The following is a 26,704-nucleotide window of genomic DNA, read 5'->3' on the forward strand; positions in this document are numbered from 1 at the left end:
AGAAATGCAACATATGGAAAAGCAAATTAATCAAGCTAAAATTGAAGTAAGGGAACTCGATAGTGGAAGACTGCAACTAGAAATTTTAGTTAATGATTTCAGAGAAAGCAGAATGCTACAAGGTAAAAATGGCAAATTCATTGAAAATATTAAACCAGAAGCATTTAAAAAAGCTATCGAATCTAATTCCAATATTGAACTCTATGTGGATCATGAAAACTATGTTAATTTAGCTGATAATATGATGTTAGAAGTCAGGGAAGATGGATTATATGCTATTGTAGATTTAATACCACAAGCTAGAAGCTTATATAATACCATAAAAGAAAAAGGTGCTAATGGTATATCTTTTGGCTTTGAGTGTTTAAAAGATGTTTGGAATGGTTGTAAGAGGACAGTTGAAGAGCTTAGATTATTTGAAATAAGTATATTACTTAGCAAATCACCTGCGTATTGGGGTGGATATGCTGAAATTCGTTCAATGGTGGAAGTTCCTCATAATCCACTTTATGATTTAAGAAAAAAACAATTGGATTTATATAAATTAATATAGAAAAAAGATACCGCAACTACATATTTTAAGTAATTTGCGGTATCCTCATCAACTAATATCTTTGGACTACTATAAATCTATCTGTTAATTGGTGTGACCCTGAACCTATATTTTCTATAGTTAAATTTCCACATTCAAAGCTTCTCATTAATTTATTCCAGTCTATATAATCTTCTAAGTGCTCTGGAATGTAATTATATAACAAAAGAGAATAGCCATTACAGCTATTCCAAAATAAAATGTTGATTTTAATTTTATAGAACAAAGAATGGTTGTGATTAATATAAGATTAAAATAACAAAGGCAGTCTTGAATAGCTGCCTTTGGTTTGTTGTATAAGAAAATTGGTCAAACTTAAATTCCATCTAATCGCTTAGAAATATTGGAATCTTCGCATTCACATTCTTACATTCGGATTTGTATATTGTCCATGATTCTTCGTCTTTTTTCCATATTGAATTGAAAACTTCGGACATCTATGCAAACATCCCAGGCACAACACGCATTTATCCTTAACCCATACAGGTTTTCCATTCTGTATCTGAATAGCTTTCACCGGACATTTTTTTTCACATAATCCGCATCCAACACAGTTGTCTTCTACTTGAAAATGGTCTGTTGTTCTTTTCTTTTCATAAGTCGGATAATATACTTTATACAAAAATTTAGGAATTTTATTCTTCATAAAATCTCCCAACTCTTTATTTTTAATTTTCTTAATCACTTCATCTATTATCGGTTCTGCATTGGAATTAATTTTACTCACTTTATTAGAATCAGATAAATCAAATGTCGGTGTCCATGTATCAGGCATTTTTACACTAAATCTAGCACTCAGTGAATATCCTTTTTCATTGATATATTTATCTGCCATGTAGCCTGTCTGACCACATGTTGTACCATAAGTTGCAATAAAATACACATATGGATTCTTTTCTGAAGATAGCTCCAGCTTACTAAAAAAATCACATACTATCGTTGGCAATCCAAAATCATAGGTAGGCGAGATAATTCCTATGCCTTCCCCTTCTCTTATAGTAAAGTAATAGGATTCACTTTTTATACAATCTGAGATAGATACGATTTCCTCTTTTGTTACCTTAGCAATTCTTGATGCAACATATTTACAATTTCCCGTTGCTGAAAAATAAAATATCATAACTAAATCCCTCCATTCATATGCCACCAAGTAAATATTTCAAGTAAGAAATCGCTTTCTCCTTGGGACTACATTTATTTTTTAGGAAACTCCATTCAATCAATAACAGAATCGTATTGCTGTAGTGTTCGGCAACCAATTTATAAGAAATAGGATATCTACTCGTGCAGGGACATTTTTCCATAACTGTATAAATCTGATTGCGAAAATACTGCTGAAAAGAATTGAACATTTTCCCATCTATTGTGTTCAGCCTTACAATGGCGTTTAGTGTTTCTTTTTGCAAATCCATGAAATCATATAGTCTTCCAAACAGAACATAAAGCCTTTCCTCTGGCTGCATATCTGCATAATCTTCTAACATGATTTCCTTTGATAGACAATACCAGCAATAATTAAGTAAATCAAAGATATCCTCAAAATAATTATAAAATGTCGCTCTGGGATAATTGCTTATCTTACACAGCTCATTGACGGTTATCTCTTCAAAGGGTTTCTTTGCAAGCATGGAAAATAGTGCATTCGATAAATCCAACAATGTTCTTTGTGCAAAACGATTGGATTTATTGTTCAAATCATACTTCATATTTTAGATCATCCTCTTTCGTATACAAAATTGCTAATTAGCACTGAAAAAATTCTTTGTTAATTTCATCATAAATGATGTCGGGAACACCTTTCCGAGTAGTCGATAAATCTTATAGAATGTACCCGGTGTATAAACAGACTTGCCGGACTCTGCTTTTTGCAATGCCTTGACTGTAAGCTTTTTCATGTCGAGATATGGCAGTCTACTGACCTTTGTCTTTTGCATTTTTGCTTCACTTCGGATATTCATTTCTGTGTCTATATTTCCCGGACACAGTAGACAAACATTTATACCTTTTTCTTTCACTTCCTCCCGAAGCGCTCGTGTGAGGAACTTGACATATACCTTGCTGCTACTGTAAACCGCCTGAGACGGAACCGGAACAAAGGAAGAAACTGATCCAGTTATAATTGCAAAGCTGCCTTTCTTCATATACGGAAAACAAAGCCTGTTCACAACAGTCATACCTTTGATATTAATATTGACCATATTTATAATATCTCCAACTTCCATTGCGTCAAAACGACCGTTTATATCTAAGCCGGCATTATTGATAAGAATTTTGATTTCCGGCTTTGCCTCAATTAAAATTCTATTCAATACATCATAAGAAGTATCATCAGATAAGTCAATGGGAATCACACGAATTTTGATATTTGGATAACTCTGTGCTATCTTTTCAAGACGTTCCTTGCGCCTCGCAACAATCCAAATTTCATCGAGCTTTTGGTATTTTGCAATAATTGCTTTAGTAAATTCCACACCAAGTCCAGAAGAAGCTCCAGTAATAATTGCTATTTTCATATGCCACCTCCATATTTTCAAGTGTTTGTACTTAGACGACTGTCTAACACATATGATTGTACTAATCTACAGATTGATAATCAAGCTACAATAATTCACAATCATCTATCTATGGACAGATTTCGAAAAGTGTCTAAGTTCTTAATGTGTCTTTTGAAATATTAACCTAAATAAAATATCTATTTTATTTTTATATTCTTAATTTAAGCTTTGTTTAAAAAGTTTTTGATTAATATATAATTATAAGTACAAGTTAAAATTTAATGCGTATTGTAAAGGGGAGATAACTATGAAAAAGATAAGAGCAATTGCCATTACTGATGTTCTATTCGAAGAATGTCCAGTTTTTGAATTAAAAGATAATGGTTATTTTGAAATGCTTAAAGATAATACTTTTAGATATGAAAAAGAATGTGTTGAGGAAGATCCAGATTGGCTAATATTTGAAGTGGAAGATGAAGATGTAGTATTAACTAATCGTTAATTAAAATTTTAATATACAAGTTAAAAGGCAATCTTGATGGTTGTTTTTTATTTTAACACTATTCTTAAATATAAAGATATAGAAATAATACTAGCTCTTCAAAATTAAACACAATAATAAAAAATAGCTTAAACACTACTGTTTAAGCCATTTATATTAATTAACTATTTTTGTGTGGAACCGCATATTTTAGTTGTCCAATCTTCACAATTCCAAGTTTCTGTTATTATATCTCTATAGAATTCAGGTTCATGCGAAACTAATAAAATTGTTCCTTTATATTCTTTAAGCGCTCTTTTCAACTCATCCTTTGCATCAACATCTAAGTGATTAGTAGGCTCGTCAAGTATTAATATATTAGTTTCATTGTTTATAATTTTACAAAGTCTAACTTTTGCAGCCTCACCACCAGATAGAACTCTTATTTGTGATTCTAATTGCTTAGTTGTAAGTCCGCATTTGGCAAGAGCAGCTCTTATTTGATATTGAGTGTATCCAGGGAATTCCTGCCATACTTCTTCTATACAAGTATTGCTGTTATTGCCTCTATCTTCTTGTTCAAAATAACCTATGTATTGATAATCACCTAAATGAACTTCTCCGCTTATTGGTTTTATTATACCAAGTAAACTTTTTAGAAGAGTAGACTTACCAAGTCCGTTAGCTCCAACCAATGCTATTTTTTGTCCTCTTTCCATATATAAATTTAATGGTTTTGTAAGAGGAGAGTCATAACCTATAACTAAATCTTTAGTTTCAAAAATAGCTTTACCTGAAGCTCTAGCAGATTTGAAGTTGAATTCTGGTTTTGGTTTTTCTTTTGAAAGTTCAATTATATCCATTTTATCTAGCTTCTTTTGTCTAGACTTAGCCATATTTGCAGTAGCGACATTAGCTTTATTTCTTGCTACGAAATCTTCAAGTCTTGCGATTTCTTTTTGTTGTTTTTCGTAAGCAGCTTCAAGCTTCTTTTTATTTTCTTCATATATTCTTTGGAATTCATCATAATTTCCTACGTATCTTGTAAGTCTTCGTTCTTCAACGTGATAAATTAGGTTAACTACTGAATTTATAAATGGGACATCATGGGATATTAATATAAACGCATTTTCATATGATTGAAGATATCTTTTAAGCCATTCTATATGTTCTTCATCCAAGTAGTTTGTAGGCTCATCTAAAAGTAAAATATCAGGAGATTGTAATAATAGTTTTCCTAGAAGAATTTTGGTTCTTTGTCCACCAGATAAATCATCAACGTCTTTATCTAACCCTAGGTCTAAAAGCCCAAGACCTTTTGCAACTTCTTCAACTTTTGGATCAATAACATAAAATCCGTTATGATCAAGCATGTCTTGAATTACAGCAGTTCTTTCTAGCATTTTATTTAACTCATCCTCAGTACAATCCCCCATCTTTTCATATAAAGAATTCATTTCTGCTTCTAGATCAAAAAGATATTTAAAAGCATCTCTTAAGGCATCTCTTATACTTTGACCTTTCATTAATGCTGCATGCTGATCCATGTAACCAACTCTAACATTATTAGACCAAATAACATTCCCTTCATCAGGCATTAGCTTACCAGTTACTATATTCATAAATGTAGATTTACCTTCTCCATTAGCACCGATAAGACCAACATGTTCACCTTTTAATAATCTAAATGAAACATCTTCAAAAATAGCTCTATCTCCAAATCCGTGATTCATATTTTTAACAGTAAGTATGCTCATCAATTACCTCCAAAAAACTTATAAAATTTGCAACAAAGTAAAAAAACTTCTAATAATAAGAGAAAAAATAATAAGCTTATAATCACTTTTTGTAGTTGCATATCCCTAATAGTTTAAAGGATAAAAAGCCAGTATGTCAAAGTAAATTTAAGAAAATTTGTGTATATTAAAAATATAAATGAGAAGAGTATTGAAACTAAAGAAATATTTCACAAAGTAGTAAAAATTATTAAAGTTGATATTTATTAATTGCTAAAAACACATTAGGTATAGATTATGGTGATATATTTACATAATATGTTATAATTTTAGTAATAAACTTCGTGTGTCTATAATTTAAATGATGTTAATAATTGTTTAGAAAAGTTACTTAATAAAACTTTTAATTTAATGTTGTTAGAAACGAAAAGAAGATATGTTAAAGGCATAATTAGATATTTGACCAATCTGTATAAGGGGGAAGCAAGATGGAGGATTTGGTTACTGATAGATTGATATTAAGAACATGGAAAGAAGAGGATTACGAGGATTTGTATGAATATGCCAAAAGTGAATTGGTAGGTCCTAACGCTGGTTGGATTCCACATAAAGATGAGGATGAAAGTAAAAAAATAATAAAAATGTTTATTAAAAACAATGAAACATACGCTATAGTTTTAAAATCAGAAAATAAAGTTATTGGTAGTATAGGGCTTCATGATAGAAAGCCTGATAATAATTTGTTGAAACTAAATCAGAAAGAAGTGGGGTATGTTCTTAATCCTAGATACTGGGGAAAAGAAATAGTTCCTGAAGCGGTAAAATCATTAGTGGACTATGGATTTAATAAACTAAACTTAGAATTGATTTGGTGCGCACATTTTGATTTTAACAACAACTCAAAAAGAGTAATTGAAAAGTGCGGATTCAAATATAAATTTAAAAAGTTAGAGAGATTAAAACTTCTGAATAATAAAGAGGTAACCACATTGTATTATTGTATTTTTAGAACTGAGTATAAAAATAACCTAAGAATATCCCAAAATATTATGAATTTACATGATTCTGATTACAATAAAATGTCTAAAGAACTTTTAGAATAATTAGTTAGTAAATTAACATTTTGTTTAATAGTAAGAGAAAAGGCATGAAATTAAGCTAATGGATAAGAAAATATCTATTGGCTTAATTTTTATATACAGATAAAAATTATTTTTGTCTGTAAGTAATTAAAAATTTTAAGTTAGCCAAATTCCTATAATAATATTCCTATTTTGGGGCAAACTTTTAGTATAAAAAAATTTTTTATTGATATTATTATAAATTGCGTAAATTATTATATGAAAGGAGATACTATGATGTTAGATTTAACTAAAGAAATAAAAGAAATGGCAGAAAAAATGGGTTATGAAATGAAAGGCTTGGCAGAAGATATGGGGAATGAAATGAGAAACGTGGGAGAATTAGTAAAGTCAAAAGCAGAAAAGTTGACTGATGAAATAAAGAATAGAATGACAAGATGAATATAAAGAAGATAGTAATTACATTATTAGTGTGAATGCTATCTTCTTTATATTTATTTAAAAGTAACATAAAAAAGTAGAAATCATATTATATAGTGGACATGGTTATAGGGTAAATAGACTACCTCGATCTATTAATTTCCCTTTTCTTAGTGCAATGGGTAAGACGTCATATTTAAAAAGAAATTTCTTTATTTGATCTCCCCATGTGTAACTATCTAAATCACCAAAGAAAGCCATCTTATTATTAGAGACCATACCGCCGACCCCGCCTATAAAACCATAATTTAGTGAAGGTAGTAGTATATCTCCGGGAGGAAGCAGAAGAATGTCAAAATCATAATTTTTAAGAGAATTAAAAATCCCTTTATCACTCGTGATTAAGGCTTTTTCTCTAACAGGGAGAATAGAACATTTTGTGTAACCTTGAGGAACATCAATGTGTATTTTTGAATTTTGAGAGTTTAAAAGATTTTCATCGCTATATTTTAAAGTATGTATAAAATAGTTTTCTAAAATTAAAGAATTTAAAATAATATCGTTTGGATATGTATTGGACAATGTGTTTTTTGAAACAATATAATTTATGTCGTTTAATTTAAGGATCTCTTTGAATTTTTCTGAGATATTTTGTTGGATAATTATCTTATTAAATGAATCATTTTTTAGTACATTTAATTGAATATCAGGATGACCATTTATGGCATAATAAACATCATTACATTTAGGGACTAATATTGGTTTTAGGTCTAGTTTGGAAAGGCTAAGTAATTCTTCTTTAGTAATTCTATAATCGACAAAACAATGCATATAAATTCTCCTTATAAGAATGTATGATTGATATTTAAAGGCAAAACAATCAATATTGAAATTATTATTTTAAATTATATTTTGCGCTTTAAAGACTGGTATGTCAATTAAGTAACTGCTAAAATGTATAAAAATTAATATTTTATCAACTAGAAATATATCATATGAATTTTGCATATCCTCAAATTTTTAATACATACTAATATTAAGAAGGGAGTGAAATCCATGCTTATTTTAAAATTAGCTTATAGTGAAGACTTGACTTTTTCCCATGACCTGCAAGAGCTAAAAGAGCTACTAAAGAAGAAGGAGATTTTAATAGGATTTGTTGAAAGTATAGAAGGAAAAACTCATATAATAAAGATAATTTGTGAAGAAAATTGTTATAATGAAAAAGTAAAAGAGATTATTAACTTATATGTTAGTAATATTTTATATAGAATAGTTATTGATAATTATAGAAAAAAGGAAATGTTTGAATTTATAACGGATAATTATTTTTTCTTAAAGCAATCTGAAATATTAGAGGTTGAAGATCAAATACTAAAGGTGTTAAAGTATGAAGAAGTAGATGCAAATGAGGATACTATATTTTGTTTAAATAAAATTAATTCTATGGTAGAAAAGATTAGAGACTGCATAAGTGAAAAACAAGAGATTAATATAGATGGATTTATAACTTTTAGGATGAGAAAATTAAGAGAGGATATAGAAAAAGTTATAGATAAAGTAGTAGAAAGATATATGGTGGAAAAAGAATATAAAGAATTTATAAAACTACTAAAGTACTTTGTAGAAATACAGGAATGCAAAATAGAAGAAATAAATATAATAGTAGAAGATAATAATTATATAGTAAGGGATAAGGAAGGAAAAGATTTATATTACGATTTTTTCAGTGAAATCGCAACAGATCAAAATAAAGCTGAATTAAATATGGAAGATATATTAATTAGCGGACTAATAACAAGTGCACCTGAAAATATAAATATTTATGGAAAAGAAAAATGTAGCAATAAAGAATTTATAGATACTATTCAAAATGTATTTGGAGATAAGGTTCATTTTTATGAAGCAAATAGCGACTATAATAAAATTGATCAAATAATAGCAAAAAAATATTGACATGGATTAACAACAATGATATACTCATACATGTTAAGAAGAAACAGCCGTTTCTCACCCTGCAGTGTTGAATCTACTAGTATGGGTTTATATGGATGTCTATACATTGAGTATTGATAATTTGAGACGGCTATATGCCGTCTTTTTATTATGTATGTAATTTTTCGGAGGTGAAAAATATTAATAAAGATTTTTCTATTAATGAAGAAATAAGAGAAAAAGAACTTAGAGTAATTGGAAGTGATGGGGAACAATTAGGTGTTATCTCATCAAGTGAAGCAAGAAGACTTGCTGAAGAAAAAGAAATGGACTTAGTTATGATTTCCCCAAATGCGAAGCCACCAGTTTGTAAGATTATGGACTTTGGTAAGTATATATATGAGCAATCAAAAAAGGAAAAAGAAGCTAAGAAAAAACAAAAAATAGTAAGTATTAAAGAAATAAGAGTAAGTCTAACTATTGAGGAACATGATATTGACATAAAAGCAAAAAATGCTAGAAAGTTCCTATTAGAAGGAGATAAAGTTAAAATCAGTGTTAGATTTAGAGGTAGAGAAATGGAACTTGGTCATATAGGACAAAAGATTCTTGATAATTTTGCATCTAAATTAGAAGACGTCTGCCTAATAGAGAAAAGACCTAAAAGAGAAGGCAGAAGTATGACAATGGTTTTAGGGCCTAAAAAGGCATAACTTGAGAGGAGGATTTTAATCATGCCAAAAATGAAGACTCATAGAGGAGCAGCAAAAAGATTCAGAAAGACAGGTACAGGAAAACTTAAGAGAGCTAAGGCGTTTAAGAGCCATATCTTAACAAAGAAGAGTTCAAAAACTAAGAGAAATCTTAGAAAAGCTGGATATGTTTCAGATTCACAAGTAAAAGTAATGAAGAAATTATTACCATACCTATAATATAGGGTAATGCAGGAGGTTTAAGTAATGGCAAGAGTAAAGAGAGCGAAGAATTCTCGTAAAAATCATAAAAAAGTTTTAAAACTTGCAAAAGGATACTACGGTGGAAAAAGTAAGTTATATAAAACTGCTAATGAATCAGTAATAAGAGCATTAAGAAATTCTTATGTTGGAAGAAAGAATAAGAAGAGAGATTATAGAAGTTTATGGATAGCTAGAATTAACGCAGCTACAAGAATGAACAACTTATCATATTCTAAATTCATGAATGGAATCAAATTAGCTGGAATAGACATCAACAGAAAGATGTTATCTGAAATAGCTATAAATGATCCAAAAGCATTTACTGAATTAGTAGAAGTTGCTAAGAAACAATTAAATGCTTAGTACATAAAATGCGGCTTATGCCGCATTTTATTTTTATATTCAAATATAAATAATAATATTATTATTTTTCCATAATCCTATAGTTTTGAGGTGTAAAACTTTGATATATATAGAAAGTAAAGAAAATAATTTATTTAAGAATACAAAAAAGCTTAAAGAAAGAAAAAATAGGACTAAAACAAGTAGGTATATAATTGAAGGATTTAGATTAGTTCAAGAGGCATTTAAGGCAAAGGTCGATGTGGATTACCTAATTGTGTCTGAAGATGCACAGGATAAAGTAGACGAATTTTTGGGCAAATATATAAATGATGAAATTAAGATTTATGAAATTTCTAGCAATTTATTTAAAGAACTTATTTCTACAGAAAATCCTCAAGGAATACTTGCAGTTATAAAAATGAATACAATGGAATCGAAATTCAATGGGGATTTTTACTTGCTTTGTGACAAGGTACAAGATCCAGGGAATTTAGGGACTATAATAAGAACTGCACATGCAGCTGGAGTACAAGAAATTATATTAACAAAGGGTACTGTAGATATATACAATGAAAAGACAATTAGATCTACAATGGGATCTATATTTTATATTCCTATTCATTATGATGATGAGAATCTCTCTTTAGTAAAAGAATTAAAGGGGAAAGGTTTTAATTTAGTAGTGACATCCTTAGATACAGATAAAAATTTCTTTCAAGCAGATTTAAGAGGGAGAGTTCTCTTAACTGTTGGGAATGAAGGAAATGGGGTAAGTACAGAAGTATTGGAGATGGCGGATACTAAAGTTAAGATACCAATGCCAGGCAATGCTGAATCTTTAAATGTAGCAGTAGCTTCATCTGTTATAATGTATGAGAAAGTAAGACAAAATCAATTGTGATTAAATCTTATTAAAATAGGAAAGTATATTAATAGGTTTCTAGGAAAATTTGAAACTATTTAAGAATTAAAGTAGATTTGAATATTTCTAGGAATCTATATTAATATGAAAATATTTTAAAATGTATATATTTATCTATGTAAATAGAAAAATATATAAATATTTATAGGAAACATCTGGTGTTCAGAGTCTTTAAATTTAAAATAATCATGTTAAGATGAAATATTTAATTTAATTTGGAAATATGCTTATGAATATGGTATATTAGAAAGCAGTGGATTTATATATAAATTTTGAAAATAGTATTGATATTTTATATATTTATTTGTATAATGAGTTGTATTAATTGAACATTGAAAAACTGTGAATGAGAGAGTAGATATTAGAAAAGTTTTAAGGGAGAGAAGGTCATAGACTGTAAGCCTTCTTAAATAATATAATATTGAAGTTCGCTCAGGAGTTCTAGCTGTGAAATTTATAGTAGTAGCTAGCGGCAAGAAGAGTCGTTAATTAAATTGAGTTGGGTACTTTTTTTTAGTTCCAATTAGGGTGGTAACGCGGATAATTCGTCCCTTTTTATGAGGTGGCGTTTTTTTTATGCAAAAAAGTCTTTTCGATTGCCAATTTACAATAAACAATTTTGAAAGAAATATTTCTTATATAAGGTGCAATCAAATAAAGCTTTATTTGGAGTTTTCTATAATTGAACACTGAAAATTGTGAATTGTGAATTGTGAATTGTGTATTGACGTTATTGAAAGGAGAAACAATGATGAAAGAAAAACTTAAAGAATTACAAGAACTTGCGTTAAGCAAAATTGAAGCTGTTAAAACTAGCAGCGAATTAGAAGAAATTAGAGTTAAGTTCTTAGGGAAAAAAGGGGAGCTTACTACAATATTAAGAGGTATGGGGAATCTTTCTCCAGAAGAAAGACCTATTGTAGGAAAATTGGTTAATGAAGCTAAAGCTGTTGTTGAAGAAAAATTAGAAAGCGTATTAAAGGCTATTAAAGATAAAGAAAAGGCTGAAAAGCTTGCAGGTGAAACTATAGATATTTCTCTTCCAGGAAGAAAGAAAGTTATAGGAAAGAGGCATCCGTTAGATTTGACTCTTCAAAGTATGGAAGAAATTTTCGTTTCAATGGGGTTCACGATTGAAGATGGACCTGAAGTTGAATATGATCATTATAATTTTGAAGCTCTAAATATACCTAAGGATCATCCGGCTAGAAGTGAACAGGATACTTTATATATAAATGATAATATAGTACTTAGAACTCAGACTTCACCAATTCAAGTTAGAACTATGGAAAATCAAAAGCCACCAATAAAGATGATTTCCCCTGGTAAAGTATATAGATCAGATTCAGTAGATGCTACACATTCACCTATATTCTATCAAATGGAAGGATTAGTTATAGATAAGGGAGTTACATTTGCTGATTTAAAAGGAACATTAGAATTATTTGCAAAAAAAATGTTTGGAGACAAGGTTCAAACTAAATTTAGACCACATCACTTCCCATTTACAGAGCCATCTGCTGAAATGGATGCAACATGCTTTGTGTGTGGCGGTGAAGGCTGTAGAGTATGTAAAGGCAGCGGTTGGATAGAACTTTTAGGCTGTGGAATGGTTCATCCAAACGTTCTTAAAAACTGTGGCCTTGATCCAGAAGTTTATAGTGGATTTGCTTTTGGTTTTGGTGTTGACAGAATGGTAATGCTAAAGTACGGAATAGATGATATAAGATTATTATATGAAAGTGATATGAGATTCTTAAATCAATTCTAAAAGCTTAATTTTATTTAAGAATTTAAGAATTTAAGAATTTAAGAATATACATTCTTAGGAATATTTATTCTTTAGAATATTACCATATATATTCTAAAGATATACACCTTAAAAAAAGCAGCTATGCTGCAATTAAGAACTTATTAACTTAAAAAAAGCAGCTATTCTGCAATTAAGATTTTTTGAATATTAAAAAGGGTGTAGCTATTCTACCAATTAAGAACTTTTGCACATGTAAAAATGAGGGGGAGTGAAGAAATTGGATTAAAATAAGATGCTATACCCAGCAATAAAAGGAGGAAACAAAATGAAAGTACCATATAATTGGCTTAAAGATTATGTTGATATAAATGTTAGTCCTAAGGAATTAGGAGATAAATTAACTCTAACTGGTTCACAACTAGAAGAACTTGTTATCCAAGGAGATGTAATTCAAAATGTAGTTACAGGAAAAATTACTAATATTGAAAAACATCCTGATGCAGATAAGTTAAGTATATGTCAAGTTGATATAGGAAGTGAACAAATACAAATAGTTACAGCAGCAACGAACATGAAAGAGCAAGATGTTGTGCCGGTTGCTCTTCATGGTTCAACACTTGCCGACGGAACTAAAATAAAAAAAGGAAAACTTAGAGGAGTAGTATCTAATGGTATGTTCTGCTCAGAAGAAGAATTAGGTACAGCTGGAGATGAGCCGGTTCATGGATTAATGATTTTACCTACTGATACTAAGCTCGGAGTTGATATCAAAGAAATTTTAGGATTAAATAAAGCAATTCTAGATTTTGAAATTACTTCAAACAGACCTGACTGTTTAAGCATGGTAGGTATGGCGAGGGAAACAGCAGCAGCGCTTAGAACAACTTATAGAATGCCAAGTTTAGAGTATGAAACTAAAAATTCAAAAAATATAAATGAAGAGTTAACTGTTGAAGTTAAAGATACTCTTTGTAATAGGTATATGGCAAGAGGCGTTAAAAATGTTAAAGTTCAGCCATCACCAGGTTGGATGCAAGAAAGACTTCTTGAAGCTGGTATAAGACCAATAAATAATATAGTTGATATAACAAACTTTGTTATGCTTGAAACTGGTGAACCAATGCATGCTTTTGATAAAAGAGAAATTGCTACGAATAAAATAGTAATTGAAAGAGCAAATCAAGGAGAAAAGTTTACAACTTTAGATGAAGTAGAAAGAGAATTAGATGATTCGATGCTTTGCATTAAAGATGGAGAAAATATTATCGGTCTTGCTGGAATAATGGGTGGTTTAAACTCAGAAATAAAAGAGGATACTACAGAAGTTGTTTTTGAATGTGCGAATTTTGATGGAACTAACATAAGAGTAAACTCAAAGAAATTAAATCTAAGAACAGAAGCTTCGGGAAGATTTGAAAAAGATATTGATCCTAATTTAGCTGAAATTGCATTAAATAGAGCATGTAGCTTAATCTGTGAATTAGATGCCGGAGAAGTTATGGAAGGTACTATAGATGTTTACAACAACAAGAAAGAAGTATCAACTGTAACTGTTGATTCCAATTGGGTAAACAGCTTCCTTGGAACAGATCTTTCTAAAGAAGAGATGAAGAGATGTTTAGATAGTGTTGACTTATTTACAGAAATAAATGGTGATAACTTAGTTGTGACTGCTCCAACTTTCAGAGTTGATATTGCAATTAGAGAAGATATAGCTGAGGAAATTGCAAGGATTTATGGATATGAAAAAATCCCTACAACAATTTTTAAAGTTTCTACAGAAAGAGAGCCAAGATATAGAAAAGGATTATTAGATAATAGAGTAGTAATGCTTGCTACAGGAAGTGGCTTAAATCAATCTATTAGTTATTCATTTGTATCTCCAAAGGTTTTTGATAAAATTAATTTATCAGAAGATAGTGAGCTTAGAAATGTAGTTAAGATAAGAAATCCATTAGGGGAAGATTATAGTGTAATGAGAACTTCAACACTTCCTTCAATGATGGAATCACTTGGAAGAAACTATTCTAGAAATAACTCATATGTAAGATTGTTTGAAATGGGGAAAGTTTACATTCCAAATGAGGATGAAACAAAACTTCCAACAGAAAAGAATATTTTAACTATAGGTATTTATGGAGAATGTGACTACTTAGATCTTAAAGGTGTTGTTGAAAATATAACTGATGGGTTAGGTATAAAGAGTGTTAAATATGAGAGAGAGAGCGAAAATGTAAGTTACCACCCTGGAAAAACAGCTAAGATAGTTGTTGGTAGAACTAATGCTGGAACTTTAGGAGAAGTTCATTTAGATGTATGTGAAAATTACGGTCTAGATGTACCTTGCTATGTAGCAGAATTAGATTTAGATGTTTTATATGAAAATGCTGATATGGATAAAAAATATAAAGCACTTCCAAAATTCCCAGCAGTAACAAGAGATATTGCATTACTTGTTGATGATAGTCTTTTAGTTCAAGAAATTGATGATACAATAAAAAGAGCTGGCGGAAATTTAGTTGAAAAAGTAGAATTATTTGATATATATAAAGGAAAGCAAATTCCAGATGGTAAAAAGAGCATAGCTTATGCAATCTGGTACAGAGATGAAAATAAGACATTAACAGATAAAGATGTTAATAAAGTTCATGAAAAAATCCTAAAATCTTTAGAATATAAGCTTGGAGCTACATTAAGAGATTAAGGTATAATAACTCAAGTTTTGCTAAATGAAAGCTGCTTCAGAAATAAGTTTTATTATTTTTGAAGCAGCTATTTTTATTTATGCAAAAAAATATAAGTTTAAAGAAGGAAATATCATGTTTCTATAGAATAAGTATAGATAAAGTGGTTAAAAGTGGTGTTAAGTGGTTTAAAATAGAGGGAAATTACCTAATCAATAAAAGTAGGAGCTGAGAATATTGTTCATTGGGGAATATCAACATGCGTTAGATCCTAAAAATAGAATAATTGTTCCAGCAAAACTAAGAGATGGACTTGGTAATAAATTTGTTATTACAAAGGGGCTTGATGGGTGTTTGTACGCTTATCCATTTGATGAATGGAAAATATTCGAGAATAAATTAAAAACTTTACCTTTAACAAATAAGGATGCTAGATCCTTTGTGAGGTTCTTTTTTTCTGGAGCTTGTGAAGTCGAGTTAGACAAGCAAGGAAGAGGATTGATTCCACAAAATTTAAAGGAATATGCAGGTATAGAAAAGGACATAGTAAGTATTGGAGTATTATCTAGAGTAGAAATATGGAGCAAAGAAAAGTGGAGCGAATATAACGAATCAAATATAGACTTTGATTCAATTGCAGAAAAAATGAATGATTTAGGAATATAAGGAGTTTTTATTATGGAATTTAAACATGTATCGGTCTTATTGAATGAATGTATAGAGGCATTAAACATAAAGGAGAACGGGATTTATGTTGATGGTACTTTAGGAGGAGCAGGACACTCATCTCATATCTTAAGCAATCTTTCCAAAGATGGTATGCTTATTGGGATAGATCAAGACCAAGATGCTCTAAAGGCAGCAAAGGAAAAACTTAAGGATTTTGAAAATGTAAAGTATGTTCATAGCAATTTTTATAATATTGATAGTATTTTAAACGATCTAGATATCGAAAAGGTTGATGGAATTTTGATGGATCTTGGAGTTTCATCATATCAACTCGATGAAGCATCAAGAGGCTTTAGCTATATGCAAGATGCTCCGTTAGATATGAGAATGAATAGAGAAAATGATTTCTCAGCGTACAATATTGTAAATAATTACGATGAGGACAGCTTATATAAAATAATAAAGAACTATGGTGAAGAAAGATTTGCTAAAAGAATTGCGAATTTTATTGTAAATAGAAGAATTGAGAAACCAATAGAAACAACTTTTGAACTTGTAGATATTATTAAAGCTGCAATTCCAGCAAAGATGAGAAGAGAAGGGCCACATCCGGCTAAAAGAACTTTTCAGGCCATTAGAATAGAGGTTAACTCAGAATTAAAGATACTTAATAAAACTATAGAGGATGGAGTGAATAGATTAAATAAAGGTGGAAGAATGGCTATTATAACCTTTCATTCTTTGGAAGATAGAATAGTGAAATTAAAGTTTAGAGAATTAGAGAATCCATGTACTTGTCCAAAAGAATTTCCAATGTGTATCTGTGGAAAATTACCATTAGTTAAAAATATAGCTAAAAAAGGTATTGCACCAACTAAAGAAGAGATTGAAGAAAATCCAAGGAGTAGAAGCGCTAAGCTTAGAGTAATTGAGAAATTATAATTATTATTATGTTATAAATGAGTTGGGATGTGAATAAATTGGGAAGAAGAGAATATGATTATATAAAAGGGAATACAGTATTAGCTCCAGAAAGAAAAACAAGAGTACGTAAACCGGATAAAAAATATAAACAAATACAAAGAAGAAAACAAATTATAAGCAAAAATATCCTATTAAAAAACAGGAGAAAAAATGATAGGAAATACTTACTAACTGTGGCAGTTGTCATATTTAGTTTAGGGTTTATTACTATTCACGGGGATAACAAGGTTTATACTATGGAAAGCAATGTGAGAAACTTGGATACTCAAATAAAACAAACACAAGAAGATAATGAGGCATTAAAAGTAAAAATATTGAAATTTTCTTCATTAAATAATATTCAAAAGAATGCTGAAAGTAAATTGGCAATGGCTATTCCAAAAAAAGAACAAACTATAAAAGTTGACTTTTCACAGAATTATTTTGAAGATTTAAAACCTAAAAGTTCCGAAAATACTGCTAAAAGTAAGAACATATTCTCTAAAATAATAAGCTACTTAAAATAATAAAAAATAAGTAATTATAGTTAGGAAATTAATGGCTTTATCTTGGTTCTTTCGGGTTTTATGTAAAAGAAAGTGTGCATGGGGGAAATAAAAGTTGAAAAAAAAGAATTATAAAGATAGGGCAAAAATGCGTCAAAGGATGAGTATAGCAGCTTTTGCGTTGACAATTGTTTTTGTAATATTAACTCTTAGACTTTCTTATATAATGATAGTTAAAAGAGCAGATTATGCAGCAAGAGCAGAAGAACAATGGACGAGTGAGGTAAAGATAGATGCCATAAGAGGAAGGATATTAGATAGGAACGGTAAAGAATTAGCGGTATCTGCTAATGTTTATAGAGTAGATTTCGATTTAAATTCTATAAGAGCATATTTATCAAGAGGGTTAAAGGATCTATCAAAAACAGATATAGATAATATGAAAAGTGTAGGAATTCCAATACCTTCTGGAGATGATGGATTAAAAACTGATGATATTGCGCCTGTTATTGCAAAGGCATTAGATTTAGATGTAGATAAAGTAAAAGATAAGCTTGAAACAAGACTTCCAAGTGGAGCAAAGGCTGGATCTGCTACTTTAGTTAGAAGAATAGAAAAAGAACAAGCAGATAAGGTAAAAGAACTTAATATAAGCGGAGTTTTAGTATCCCCAGATACTAAAAGATATTATCCGAATAATAATTTCTTAGCACATGTACTCGGAAGTACTAATGTTGATGGTAAAGGGCTTACAGGAGTAGAGCTTCAATACAATTCATACTTATCAGGAATTCCTGGAATGAAGATTGCAGAACTTGATAAAAATAATAGAGATTTACCTTATACAATATCTCAGTTTACAGCACCGGTAAACGGTAAAGATGTTACACTTACGATTGATGAAAATATACAAAATTTTGCAGAAAAAGCTGCCATACAAGCTTATAATGATACAAAGGCTAAAGCAGTATCAATTCTTGTTATGGATCCTAAAACAGGTGAAGTTTTAGCAATGGTAAATAAACCGGATTTTGATCCTAATAATCCGCGTGATGGTGCAGATAAATTTGATGGAGCAAGTTCAGATGACAAAGTACAAAAGATGTGGAGAAATAGGTTGGTAAATGATACTTTTGAACCTGGTTCAATATTTAAGGTAGTAACAGCTATTACTGGCCTTGAAGAAAACATTGTAAATAAGGATAGTAAGTTTTATTGTGGAGGTTCATTAAAAGTTGGAGGAATTACTCCTAAGTGCTGGAGAACTCAGGGGCATGGAGCAGAAGTATTCCCAGACATAATTCAGAATTCATGTAATGTAGGCTTTATGGAGCTTGGGGCAATGATTGGAAAAGAAAAATTATGTGAATATATTAATAAATTTGGTTTTGGAAAAGCGAGTGGGATTGATTTACCTGGAGAAGCAAAAGGAATTGTTAAACCAGTTGATAAGGTTTCTGAGGCAGATCTTGCTACAATTTCATTTGGACAAACTAATACAGTTAACTCAGTTCAATATATGACTGCGTTTAATGCTATTGCTAATGGCGGAACTTTGATACAACCACATGTGATGAAAGAAATCACTCATGAAGATGAAAATAATGTTAATATTGTTGATGAAACTTTTAAGCCTAAGACAACAACAGTTGCAAGTACTGAAAAGACAGCAGAACTTAGAAGTTATCTTGAAAGAGTTATTACAGGGGGATCTGGAACAGGAACATTTATAGAAGGTTACCATATAGGAGGTAAGACAGGTACTGCTCAGAAAGTTATTGATGGAAGATATCAAGAAGGTAAGTATATATCTTCATTTGTTGGAATGGCTCCTGTGGATGATCCTAAAATTACTATGATGGTAACTATTGATGAACCAAGTAATGGTGCTTATTATGCTGCACAAGTTGCTGTACCGCCAGCAAAACCATTATTTACTGATATTTTTAATTACCTTAATAACAAATTTTCAGATGAAAATATGGGACAAATTACTAGAGATGTTATTATCCCAGAAGTTAGAGGGATGAAAGTTGATGATGCTAAAAAAGCGTTGAAGGATGCCAAGTTAGATTTTAATATAGATGGTGATGGGGAGTCAGTAGTAAACTTAACACCATATCCAGGATATTCGGTAAAGGAAGGGTCAAAAATAAATCTTTATACAAGTAGCGATGGAACAAATAGTAATAATGTTGTAATGCCTGATGTTAGGGGATATTCAAAGGAAGATGCTAATACACTATTGAAGAAGCTGGGAATAGTGCCTGTCTTTGAAGGAAGTGGAGCAGTCTCAGAACAAGATATTTCTCAAGGTGAAGTTATAACAAAGGGAACAACTGTTAAGTTGACCTTAAGTTCAGACTATAAGGATTAAAAAAGTGAGAATAAATTAATACTAAAACTCTAAAACGAAGCGAGTATGTTTTGTAAGGAGCTTGGTATGAATTATACAAATGAAAAAATATTAGTATGTGAGAATTCTCGCATACTAATATTTTTTAGTAATAATATGCGTTATATATTTAGGTATCCTATTAGAACTGTTAAAACCAATACTTAGCTAATAGGTGAATATTTAAATTAGTGTTTTATTCAGAGGAAAATAAATGGAGGAACAGGCATTGAAAAAGAAAAAACATGTAAGTAAAGTAAAGATACGGAAGAGAACAAGAAGTGTTGCTTTTTCATTAACAGCTATTTTTGCTATATTAATAATTAGACTCTCTTATATAGTGATGGTTGATGGAAAAGACTATTCAGCAAGAGCAGAAGAACAGTGGACAAGTGAAGTGAAAATAGATGCTAAAAGAGGAGAAGTCTTGGATAGGAACGGAAATGAACTGGCTGTATCTGCTAATGTCTATAGAGTGGACTTTGATTTAAATTCAATAAGGAATTACTTGAAAAGACCAGCAAAATCTATTCCAAATAAAGAGCTTAGCCATATGAAAAGTGTAGGAATTCCAATCCCTACAGAAGGAAGTGGCCTAACAAACGATGATATTGCACCTGTAATTGCGAAAGTATTAAATATGGATGTGTCAGAAATAAAAGCGGATTTAGAAAAGAAGCTTCCAAGTGGTGCAGATGCATTTTCTGTGACTGTAGCACGAAAAATAGAAAAAGATATAGCGGATAAAGTAAAAGAACTTAATATAAATGGAATTATAGTTTCACAAGATACGAAAAGATATTATCCTAATAATAATTTTCTATCGCATGTTTTAGGAACTACTGATCCTGATGGCAAAGGATTAAGTGGTGTAGAACTTCAATATAATTCATATTTATCTGGAATTCCTGGAATGAAGGTTGCGGAGCTTGATAAAAATAATGAAGATTTGCCTTATACAGTTTCTCAATATACAGAACCTGTAAATGGCAAAGATGTTACTTTGACTATCGATGAAAATATCCAAAACATTGTTGAAAATATAGCACAAAAGGCCTATAAAGATGATAAGGCTAAAGAGGTTTCGATATTAGTAATGAATCCTAAGACTGGAGAAGTTTTAGGAATGGTAAATAAACCAGATTTTGATCCTAATAATCCATATGATGGAGCAAGTAAATTTGATGGAGCAGATCTAAATGATAAGATACAGAAAATGTGGAGAAATAGGTTGGTAAGTGATACTTTTGAACCAGGATCAATATTTAAAGTAATCACTACTATATCTGGTTTAGAAAACAATGTTGCAAATAAAGATACGCAATTTGTGGATAATGGATCAATATCTGTAGGCGGAATTGTAGTGAAGGATGCAGAACGGGAAAATAAACTTCAAAATTTACTTCAAATTATTCAGAATTCATCAAATGTGTGTTTTGTAAAATTAGGACAAATGATTGGTAAAGACAAATTATATGAATCTATTAATAAGTTCGGATTCGGAAAAGTAAGTGGAATCGACTTGCCAGGAGAGGCATCTGGAATTGTGAAACCAATTGATAAAGTTTCGGAAGCGGATCTTGCAACGATATCATTTGGACAGACTAATACAGTAAATTCGGTTCAATATATGGCTGCATTTAATGCTATTGCTAATGGAGGAACTCTAATTCAACCTCATGTAATGAAAGAAATTACTCATAATGATGAAAATAATGTTAAGATTGTTGATGAAACTTTTAAACCTACGACTGCTACAGTTGCAAGTGCAGAAAAGACAGCAGAACTTAGAAGTTATCTTGAAGGTGTTGTAACTGGGGGAACAGCAACTGGAACTTTTATAGATGGATATCACATTGGGGGTAAAACAGGAACTGCAGAAAAGGTTGTTGGTGGTAAGTATGGAGAAGGCAAATATATATCTTCATTTGTGGGAATGGCTCCAGCTAATGATCCTAAAGTTACAGTTATGATAACTGTTGATGAGCCTAGCAATGGTGAATACTATGCTTCACAAGTAGCAGTACCATATGCAAAACTATTGTTTACAGGTATCTTTGACTATTTAAATAGTGCATCTTCTAATGAGAAAATTGTTAAGGATATTATTATTCCAGAAGTTAGAAACATGAAAGTTTCAGATGCTGAGAAAGTATTAAAGGATAAAGGCTTAGATTGTAATATAGATGGAAGTGAGGAAACAATAGTAAGTATGAAGCCATATCCAGGTTCATCAGTAAAGGAAGGTTCTAAAATAACTCTTTACACAAGTGGGGATGCGACTTATAATAATAATGTTGTAATGCCAAATGTTAGGGGATATTCAAAAGAGGATGCGACTACTTTATTAAAAAATCTTGGAATAACAGCAACTTTTGAAGGAAATGGAGTTGTTTCAGTACAGAATATTTCAGAAGGTGAAGTTATACCTAAAGGAACAACTGCCGAGTTGATTTTAAGTTCGTATTATGAAGATTAAGAATAATGGTAGATATATAGGAAATTTAAATTAAAATCGCTTTTTGCGGAAAATTTAAAGTGAATTGGCGAATGATGAAATACTAGCATGTGGGGATGCTCGCATGCTATATTTTTTTATCATATAAGTTCTAATTAATAGCTTTCATAGTTCATAAAATCATTACATACAAAATAAATCATATTCGCTGAGATTAGATAATAATTGTGCATTTAATTTTCTTAAACGTAATAATTATTAATATAAAATATAAATTAAAATATTCATATACGATAAGTTAATTAGGAGGAATTCAATATGAATTTGAAAAGTATTTTAAAAGGAATAGATTTTGAATCAATTCAGGGTGATATTGATATTGAAGTTAACAAAATAAACTATGATAGCAGAAAAGCTGGCATTGATGATGTTTTTGTCTGTATAAAAGGATATGCAACTGATGGCCATAAATATATAGAAAAAGCTATTGAAACCGGAGCAAAAGTTATAGTAATCCAAGATGATATAGAAATAAAGGATGAGAATATTGCCATTATTAAATGCAATGATACAAGAAAAGCATTGGCATTAATGGGGGCAAATTATTATGATAATCCTAGTTCTAAAATGAAGATAATTGGAGTTACTGGAACTAATGGAAAAACTACTACTGCTTTTATGATTAAGCATATTTTAGAAGAAAGCAATAAAAAAGTTGGTCTTATTGGAACTATTGCAAATTTTATAGGTGATGAAAAAATTCATACTGAAAGAACAACTCCAGAATCCTTAGAGCTTCAAGAATTATTTTCTGAAATGGTTGATAAAGGTGTAGAGTATTGTGTTATGGAAGTGTCTTCTCATTCATTAGCATTAGATAGAGTTTATGGTATTGAATTTCAGGTTGGAATATTTACTAATTTGACTAGAGATCATTTGGATTTTCACAAGACTTTTGAAAATTATTACAAGGCAAAGTTTAAATTGTTTGAAAAATCTAGAATAAAAATTGTTAATGTTGACGATAATTACGGGAGACAAGTAATTAGTGATTTAAACAATTTGAAATGTAATGATATATATTCATTCTCAGTAAAAAGCATTTCAGATTTTAAAGCTTTTGATGAAGAAATGGGAAGTAGAGAAATCAAATTTAAGCTCAACTTGAAAGAAGATGAGCAATTTATTTTAAATATACCAGGTGAATATAATATATATAATGCGTTAGGTGCAATAGCAGCATGTTTTAAATTAGGTATGCCTATAAAGTATATTAAAAGCGGCATTGAAAATGTAGTAGTTTTAGGAAGATGTGAAAGAGTAGCAAAAGAATATAATTTAGGTTATGAAATCATCATAGATTATGCACATACTCCAGATGGTTTAGAAAATATATTAAAGACAGCTAAGGCTTTTACAAAAGGAAGATTGATATCTGTATTTGGTTGTGGGGGAGACAGGGATAAGGTAAAAAGACCTGAAATGGGTAAAATATCTACAGATATTGCAGATATTACAATTGTAACATCCGATAACCCTAGAAGTGAAGAACCTCTAAGTATAATAAAAGACATTGAAGCTGGAATTGACAAAGATAATTATTTTGTAATAGAAAATAGAAAAGAAGCAATAAAAAAATCTATAGATATAGCTCAAGATAATGACGTAATAGTTATTGCAGGTAAGGGGCATGAAACTTATCAAGTATTGAGAGATGAAACTATACATTTTGATGAAAGAGAAATTGTAAAAGAAATATTAGATAGCATGAACAATTAGGGATCTTATTCATAATGTAACAATGACGGATTTAAGCGATATTTAGGATTGTTATTTTGTTGATGAAGTTAACAGGAAAATAAGGGGTGGATGAACTTGGATTTAAATTTAGCGGAAATAATTAAGGCAGTGGATGGGGAAATAATAGTTAAAAATAACGAAGGTATTTTTAATAAGATTTCAACTGATACTAGAAAAATTCAGAAGGATAATTTATTCATTGCATTAAAAGGAGAGAATTTTAATGGTAATGATTATACAATACAAGCTATCGAAAAAGGGGCATCTATAATAATAATTGATGATGTGAAGTTTAAAGTTGAAGATTTAAATAATAGGGGAACTATTATTAAAGTAAACGACACTAAAGAAGCTTTAGGAGATTTGGCTAGATTTTACAGAAAGAAAATTGGAGTAAAAGTAGTTGGAATAACAGGATCTACTGGTAAAACTTCAACAAAAGATTTAGTAGCTGCATTTCTAAGTGGAAAATACAAAGTTTTTAAAACTCAAGGAAATTTCAATAACGAAATTGGATTACCACTTATGATATTTGAACTTTCTAAAGATTATGATATAGCTGTCCTTGAAATGGGAATGAGTAATTTTGGAGAGATAAATAAGTTAGCGAGTATTGCACTTCCGGATGTTGGTGCAATAACTAATATTGGAGTGGCTCATATAGAATATTTGAAGACTAGAGAAAATATACTTAAAGAGAAGATGTCTATAACAGATTTCTTTGAAAACAAAAACTCATTAATAGTGAACTGTGAAAATGATATGCTAAAAACAATAGTTGAGTGTGATAAGTTTAATTTAGAGAGAGTAGGTTATGATTCAAGTTATAATCTTTACGCTAAGAATATAAAATTAACATCTGAAAATACTTCATTTGATGTAGTTACTGATGATAATAAAAATTATAGATTTACTCTAAATATGGTCGGAGAACATAATGTTTTAAACGCACTTATAGGAATACAAATAGCAAGAAATTTTGGGTTGACTTTTGAAGAGATGGAAAAGGGGTTAGGGAATTTTAATGCTACTTCTATGAGACTTGAAGTTATAAATAAAGATAAGTTTACTATTATAAATGATTCTTATAATGCTAATCCAGATTCAATGAAAGCTGCACTTGAAGTGCTAAAAAATTATTCTGGATCGAGAAAAATCGCGGTACTTGGAACTATGGGTGAACTTGGAGATTATGCAGAAGAAGCACATATCCAAGTTGGTGAATTTGCGAAAGATAAAGCAGATATTTTATTGACTACTGGTGAATTTAAAGAGTATTATAAGAAAGGCTTTGGAGAGCGTACAATGGTGTTTGAGAGTAAACAAGAATTAATGCAGAGGTTAACTGATATGATTAAAGTAAATGATACTATTTTAATTAAAGCATCTAGAAGTGCAAAATTTGAGGAAATAACCAAATATCTATAGAATTTAAAATAACACGAAGGAGGTGACTTGCCTTAATTAGGATCTTCAAGAAAATAATTACCTAGCATGATTATTTTCTTTCGGATATTTTAGGCAACACTGGATGGGGGAAGCAATAAACTTATTAATTAACTCAAAAATTTTAGCACCACTAATTATGGGGTTCGTATTTTCAATAGTACTTGGACCAATATTTATACCGATATTACACAAGTTGAAATTTGGTCAAAATATAAGAAAAGAAGGGCCTAAAAGTCATCAGAAAAAATCTGGAACACCAACAATGGGAGGGCTTATATTTTTTATAGCTACAGCTACAGCTATATTAATCATGGGTCAAAAACCTATGAGTAGAGAAATGATATTACTTTATTCATTTTTAGCTTTTGGATTTATTGGATTTTTAGATGATATTTTAAAAATAATTCATAAAGATAATCTAGGATTAAGAGCAGCGCAAAAGATGATTTTGCTAGTCTTATTTTCAGTAGCTTTAGCATGGTATGGATATACAAATGTGGGTACAGATATTTTGATTCCATTTATAAATCAAAATTTTAGATTGAATTTAGGAATGCTATACATACCATTTATAGTAGTATATTATGCAGCAGTAACTAATGCTGTAAACTTAACTGACGGAATAGATGGACTTGCAACTTCAGTTACGGTTATAGTGTTAACTTTCTTTGCTATCATTGGTTTTAGAACACAGAATGTTGAAGTAGCAGTTTTTGCAATAGCATTAGCTGGAGCATTACTTGGATTTTTAAAATTTAATGCTTTCCCTGCAAAGATATTTATGGGTGATACAGGTTCGCTAGCTCTAGGGGGAGTTATCGGAACAATAGCATTAATGTTAAAAATGGAGCTGTTTGTGATTATAGTTGGTGGAATATATTTAATTGAAACATTATCTGTTATAATTCAAGTTACATCATTTAAATTAACAGGTAAAAGAGTATTTAGGATGTCTCCAATCCATCATCACTTTGAGCAAGTTGGGTGGAGTGAAGTAAAAATAGTAACGATTTTTTCAAGTATTACAGCGATTTTATGTATAATTGGCTTTGTAGCACTTTAG

General features: G+C 30.2%; 24 protein-coding genes and 1 other annotated feature. Of the genes, 19 read left to right on the forward strand and 5 right to left on the reverse strand.

Going from position 1 to position 26,704, the window contains the following annotated elements:
* Nucleotides 1–13: 13 nt before the first annotated feature.
* Complete coding sequence (locus ACJDTP_RS16800) at nucleotides 14–553, forward strand: HK97 family phage prohead protease (RefSeq protein ID WP_406761894.1); 540 nt, start codon at nucleotides 14–16, stop codon at nucleotides 551–553.
* A 397-nt stretch (nucleotides 554–950) separates the two neighbouring features.
* Here ACJDTP_RS16800 and ACJDTP_RS16805 read toward each other — a convergent pair whose 3' ends face one another.
* The 3 genes from ACJDTP_RS16805 to ACJDTP_RS16815 are packed head-to-tail and all read right to left on the reverse strand — an operon-like array spanning nucleotide 951 to nucleotide 3,105.
* Nucleotides 951–1,712, reverse strand: a complete 762-nt coding sequence (locus ACJDTP_RS16805) for an EFR1 family ferrodoxin (RefSeq protein ID WP_406761895.1) — start codon at nucleotides 1,710–1,712, stop codon at nucleotides 951–953.
* Between the two features lie 16 nt (nucleotides 1,713–1,728).
* Entirely contained in the window at nucleotides 1,729–2,298 is a 570-nt protein-coding gene (locus tag ACJDTP_RS16810; protein ID WP_406761896.1) for a TetR/AcrR family transcriptional regulator, read from the reverse strand.
* Between the two features lie 33 nt (nucleotides 2,299–2,331).
* Entirely contained in the window at nucleotides 2,332–3,105 is a 774-nt protein-coding gene (locus ACJDTP_RS16815; RefSeq protein ID WP_406761897.1) for an SDR family NAD(P)-dependent oxidoreductase, read from the reverse strand.
* Between the two features lie 289 nt (nucleotides 3,106–3,394).
* Between ACJDTP_RS16815 and ACJDTP_RS16820 the strand changes: the two genes are divergently transcribed.
* A complete protein-coding gene (locus tag ACJDTP_RS16820) occupies nucleotides 3,395–3,589 on the forward strand; it encodes a hypothetical protein (RefSeq protein ID WP_406761898.1) in 195 nt (64 codons plus the stop codon).
* A gap of 164 nt (nucleotides 3,590–3,753) precedes the next feature.
* On the opposite strand, the gene abc-f is transcribed toward ACJDTP_RS16820, so the two are convergent.
* Complete coding sequence (gene abc-f / locus ACJDTP_RS16825) at nucleotides 3,754–5,325, reverse strand: ribosomal protection-like ABC-F family protein (protein ID WP_406761899.1); 1,572 nt, start codon at nucleotides 5,323–5,325, stop codon at nucleotides 3,754–3,756.
* Nucleotides 5,326–5,792: 467 nt separating this feature from the next.
* On the opposite strand from abc-f, the gene ACJDTP_RS16830 reads away from it, so the two are divergent.
* Nucleotides 5,793–6,407, forward strand: a complete 615-nt coding sequence (locus ACJDTP_RS16830) for a GNAT family N-acetyltransferase (RefSeq protein WP_406761900.1) — start codon at nucleotides 5,793–5,795, stop codon at nucleotides 6,405–6,407.
* 255 nt (nucleotides 6,408–6,662) lie between these two features.
* Nucleotides 6,663–6,827, forward strand: coding sequence for a hypothetical protein (locus ACJDTP_RS16835; RefSeq protein WP_236886733.1), 165 nt, complete (start codon nucleotides 6,663–6,665; stop codon nucleotides 6,825–6,827).
* Between the two features lie 105 nt (nucleotides 6,828–6,932).
* Here ACJDTP_RS16835 and ACJDTP_RS16840 read toward each other — a convergent pair whose 3' ends face one another.
* Nucleotides 6,933–7,637: a DUF6873 family GME fold protein gene (locus ACJDTP_RS16840; protein WP_406761901.1), complete on the reverse strand. Its 705-nt coding sequence runs from the start codon at nucleotides 7,635–7,637 to the stop codon at nucleotides 6,933–6,935.
* Between the two features lie 225 nt (nucleotides 7,638–7,862).
* On the opposite strand from ACJDTP_RS16840, the gene ytxC reads away from it, so the two are divergent.
* The 15 genes from ytxC to mraY all read left to right on the forward strand — a co-directional run bounded on the left by ytxC (nucleotide 7,863) and on the right by mraY (nucleotide 26,704).
* The gene (gene ytxC, locus ACJDTP_RS16845) at nucleotides 7,863–8,762 is read left to right on the forward strand and encodes a putative sporulation protein YtxC (RefSeq protein ID WP_173707408.1); all 900 of its coding nucleotides are present in this window, start codon (nucleotides 7,863–7,865) and stop codon (nucleotides 8,760–8,762) included.
* Between the two features lie 134 nt (nucleotides 8,763–8,896).
* Nucleotides 8,897–9,454, forward strand: a complete 558-nt coding sequence (infC, locus tag ACJDTP_RS16850; RefSeq protein WP_017208854.1) for a translation initiation factor IF-3 — start codon at nucleotides 8,897–8,899, stop codon at nucleotides 9,452–9,454.
* A 21-nt stretch (nucleotides 9,455–9,475) separates the two neighbouring features.
* The gene (gene rpmI / locus ACJDTP_RS16855; RefSeq protein WP_017208855.1) at nucleotides 9,476–9,673 is read left to right on the forward strand and encodes a 50S ribosomal protein L35; all 198 of its coding nucleotides are present in this window, start codon (nucleotides 9,476–9,478) and stop codon (nucleotides 9,671–9,673) included.
* A gap of 27 nt (nucleotides 9,674–9,700) precedes the next feature.
* Nucleotides 9,701–10,060 carry a 50S ribosomal protein L20 gene (gene rplT / locus ACJDTP_RS16860; protein WP_017208856.1) on the forward strand — a complete coding sequence of 120 codons (360 nt, stop codon included), beginning with the start codon at nucleotides 9,701–9,703 and terminating at the stop codon, nucleotides 10,058–10,060.
* 100 nt (nucleotides 10,061–10,160) lie between these two features.
* Complete coding sequence (locus tag ACJDTP_RS16865; protein WP_406761902.1) at nucleotides 10,161–10,943, forward strand: TrmH family RNA methyltransferase; 783 nt, start codon at nucleotides 10,161–10,163, stop codon at nucleotides 10,941–10,943.
* 354 nt (nucleotides 10,944–11,297) lie between these two features.
* Nucleotides 11,298–11,520, forward strand: a binding site (T-box leader).
* 195 nt (nucleotides 11,521–11,715) lie between these two features.
* Complete coding sequence (gene pheS, locus ACJDTP_RS16870) at nucleotides 11,716–12,735, forward strand: phenylalanine--tRNA ligase subunit alpha (protein ID WP_077837507.1); 1,020 nt, start codon at nucleotides 11,716–11,718, stop codon at nucleotides 12,733–12,735.
* A 307-nt stretch (nucleotides 12,736–13,042) separates the two neighbouring features.
* Nucleotides 13,043–15,421 (forward strand): phenylalanine--tRNA ligase subunit beta, encoded by a 2,379-nt coding sequence (pheT, locus tag ACJDTP_RS16875; protein ID WP_271810282.1) that lies wholly within the window; start codon nucleotides 13,043–13,045, stop codon nucleotides 15,419–15,421.
* A 217-nt stretch (nucleotides 15,422–15,638) separates the two neighbouring features.
* The gene (mraZ, locus tag ACJDTP_RS16880; protein ID WP_406761903.1) at nucleotides 15,639–16,067 is read left to right on the forward strand and encodes a division/cell wall cluster transcriptional repressor MraZ; all 429 of its coding nucleotides are present in this window, start codon (nucleotides 15,639–15,641) and stop codon (nucleotides 16,065–16,067) included.
* A gap of 12 nt (nucleotides 16,068–16,079) precedes the next feature.
* On the forward strand, nucleotides 16,080–17,012 hold the full coding sequence (rsmH, locus tag ACJDTP_RS16885; protein ID WP_406761904.1) for a 16S rRNA (cytosine(1402)-N(4))-methyltransferase RsmH: 933 nt from the start codon (nucleotides 16,080–16,082) through the stop codon (nucleotides 17,010–17,012).
* 29 nt (nucleotides 17,013–17,041) lie between these two features.
* Nucleotides 17,042–17,560, forward strand: coding sequence for an FtsB/FtsL family cell division protein (locus ACJDTP_RS16890; RefSeq protein WP_242958718.1), 519 nt, complete (start codon nucleotides 17,042–17,044; stop codon nucleotides 17,558–17,560).
* A 94-nt stretch (nucleotides 17,561–17,654) separates the two neighbouring features.
* Complete coding sequence (locus ACJDTP_RS16895) at nucleotides 17,655–19,916, forward strand: stage V sporulation protein D (RefSeq protein WP_077837511.1); 2,262 nt, start codon at nucleotides 17,655–17,657, stop codon at nucleotides 19,914–19,916.
* A 247-nt stretch (nucleotides 19,917–20,163) separates the two neighbouring features.
* A complete protein-coding gene (locus ACJDTP_RS16900) occupies nucleotides 20,164–22,413 on the forward strand; it encodes a stage V sporulation protein D (RefSeq protein ID WP_479723087.1) in 2,250 nt (749 codons plus the stop codon).
* A 297-nt stretch (nucleotides 22,414–22,710) separates the two neighbouring features.
* Entirely contained in the window at nucleotides 22,711–24,171 is a 1,461-nt protein-coding gene (locus tag ACJDTP_RS16905) for a UDP-N-acetylmuramoyl-L-alanyl-D-glutamate--2,6-diaminopimelate ligase (RefSeq protein ID WP_406761905.1), read from the forward strand.
* A 96-nt stretch (nucleotides 24,172–24,267) separates the two neighbouring features.
* Nucleotides 24,268–25,620 carry a UDP-N-acetylmuramoyl-tripeptide--D-alanyl-D-alanine ligase gene (locus tag ACJDTP_RS16910; RefSeq protein WP_078115199.1) on the forward strand — a complete coding sequence of 451 codons (1,353 nt, stop codon included), beginning with the start codon at nucleotides 24,268–24,270 and terminating at the stop codon, nucleotides 25,618–25,620.
* A 103-nt stretch (nucleotides 25,621–25,723) separates the two neighbouring features.
* Complete coding sequence (gene mraY / locus ACJDTP_RS16915) at nucleotides 25,724–26,704, forward strand: phospho-N-acetylmuramoyl-pentapeptide-transferase (RefSeq protein WP_168981199.1); 981 nt, start codon at nucleotides 25,724–25,726, stop codon at nucleotides 26,702–26,704.

Origin of the sequence: Candidatus Clostridium helianthi (assembly GCF_045310795.1) — a bacterium.
GTDB lineage: Bacteria > Bacillota > Clostridia > Clostridiales > Clostridiaceae > Clostridium > Clostridium helianthi.

Bases quoted from the DNA above. Each gene is read 5' to 3' on its own strand.
- ACJDTP_RS16800 (WP_406761894.1), top strand. From the start codon at position 14: ATGGAAAAGCAAATTAATCAAGCTAAAATTGAAGTAAGGGAACTCGAT.
- ACJDTP_RS16805 (WP_406761895.1), bottom strand. From the start codon at position 1,712: ATGATATTTTATTTTTCAGCAACGGGAAATTGTAAATATGTTGCATCA.
- ACJDTP_RS16810 (WP_406761896.1), bottom strand. From the start codon at position 2,298: ATGAAGTATGATTTGAACAATAAATCCAATCGTTTTGCACAAAGAACA.
- ACJDTP_RS16815 (WP_406761897.1), bottom strand. From the start codon at position 3,105: ATGAAAATAGCAATTATTACTGGAGCTTCTTCTGGACTTGGTGTGGAA.
- ACJDTP_RS16820 (WP_406761898.1), top strand. From the start codon at position 3,395: ATGAAAAAGATAAGAGCAATTGCCATTACTGATGTTCTATTCGAAGAA.
- abc-f (WP_406761899.1), bottom strand. From the start codon at position 5,325: ATGAGCATACTTACTGTTAAAAATATGAATCACGGATTTGGAGATAGA.
- ACJDTP_RS16830 (WP_406761900.1), top strand. From the start codon at position 5,793: ATGGAGGATTTGGTTACTGATAGATTGATATTAAGAACATGGAAAGAA.
- ACJDTP_RS16835 (WP_236886733.1), top strand. From the start codon at position 6,663: ATGTTAGATTTAACTAAAGAAATAAAAGAAATGGCAGAAAAAATGGGT.
- ACJDTP_RS16840 (WP_406761901.1), bottom strand. From the start codon at position 7,637: ATGCATTGTTTTGTCGATTATAGAATTACTAAAGAAGAATTACTTAGC.
- ytxC (WP_173707408.1), top strand. From the start codon at position 7,863: ATGCTTATTTTAAAATTAGCTTATAGTGAAGACTTGACTTTTTCCCAT.
- infC (WP_017208854.1), top strand. From the start codon at position 8,897: ATGCCGTCTTTTTATTATGTATGTAATTTTTCGGAGGTGAAAAATATT.
- rpmI (WP_017208855.1), top strand. From the start codon at position 9,476: ATGCCAAAAATGAAGACTCATAGAGGAGCAGCAAAAAGATTCAGAAAG.
- rplT (WP_017208856.1), top strand. From the start codon at position 9,701: ATGGCAAGAGTAAAGAGAGCGAAGAATTCTCGTAAAAATCATAAAAAA.
- pheS (WP_077837507.1), top strand. From the start codon at position 11,716: ATGAAAGAAAAACTTAAAGAATTACAAGAACTTGCGTTAAGCAAAATT.
- pheT (WP_271810282.1), top strand. From the start codon at position 13,043: ATGAAAGTACCATATAATTGGCTTAAAGATTATGTTGATATAAATGTT.
- rsmH (WP_406761904.1), top strand. From the start codon at position 16,080: ATGGAATTTAAACATGTATCGGTCTTATTGAATGAATGTATAGAGGCA.
- ACJDTP_RS16905 (WP_406761905.1), top strand. From the start codon at position 22,711: ATGAATTTGAAAAGTATTTTAAAAGGAATAGATTTTGAATCAATTCAG.
- mraY (WP_168981199.1), top strand. From the start codon at position 25,724: ATGGGGGAAGCAATAAACTTATTAATTAACTCAAAAATTTTAGCACCA.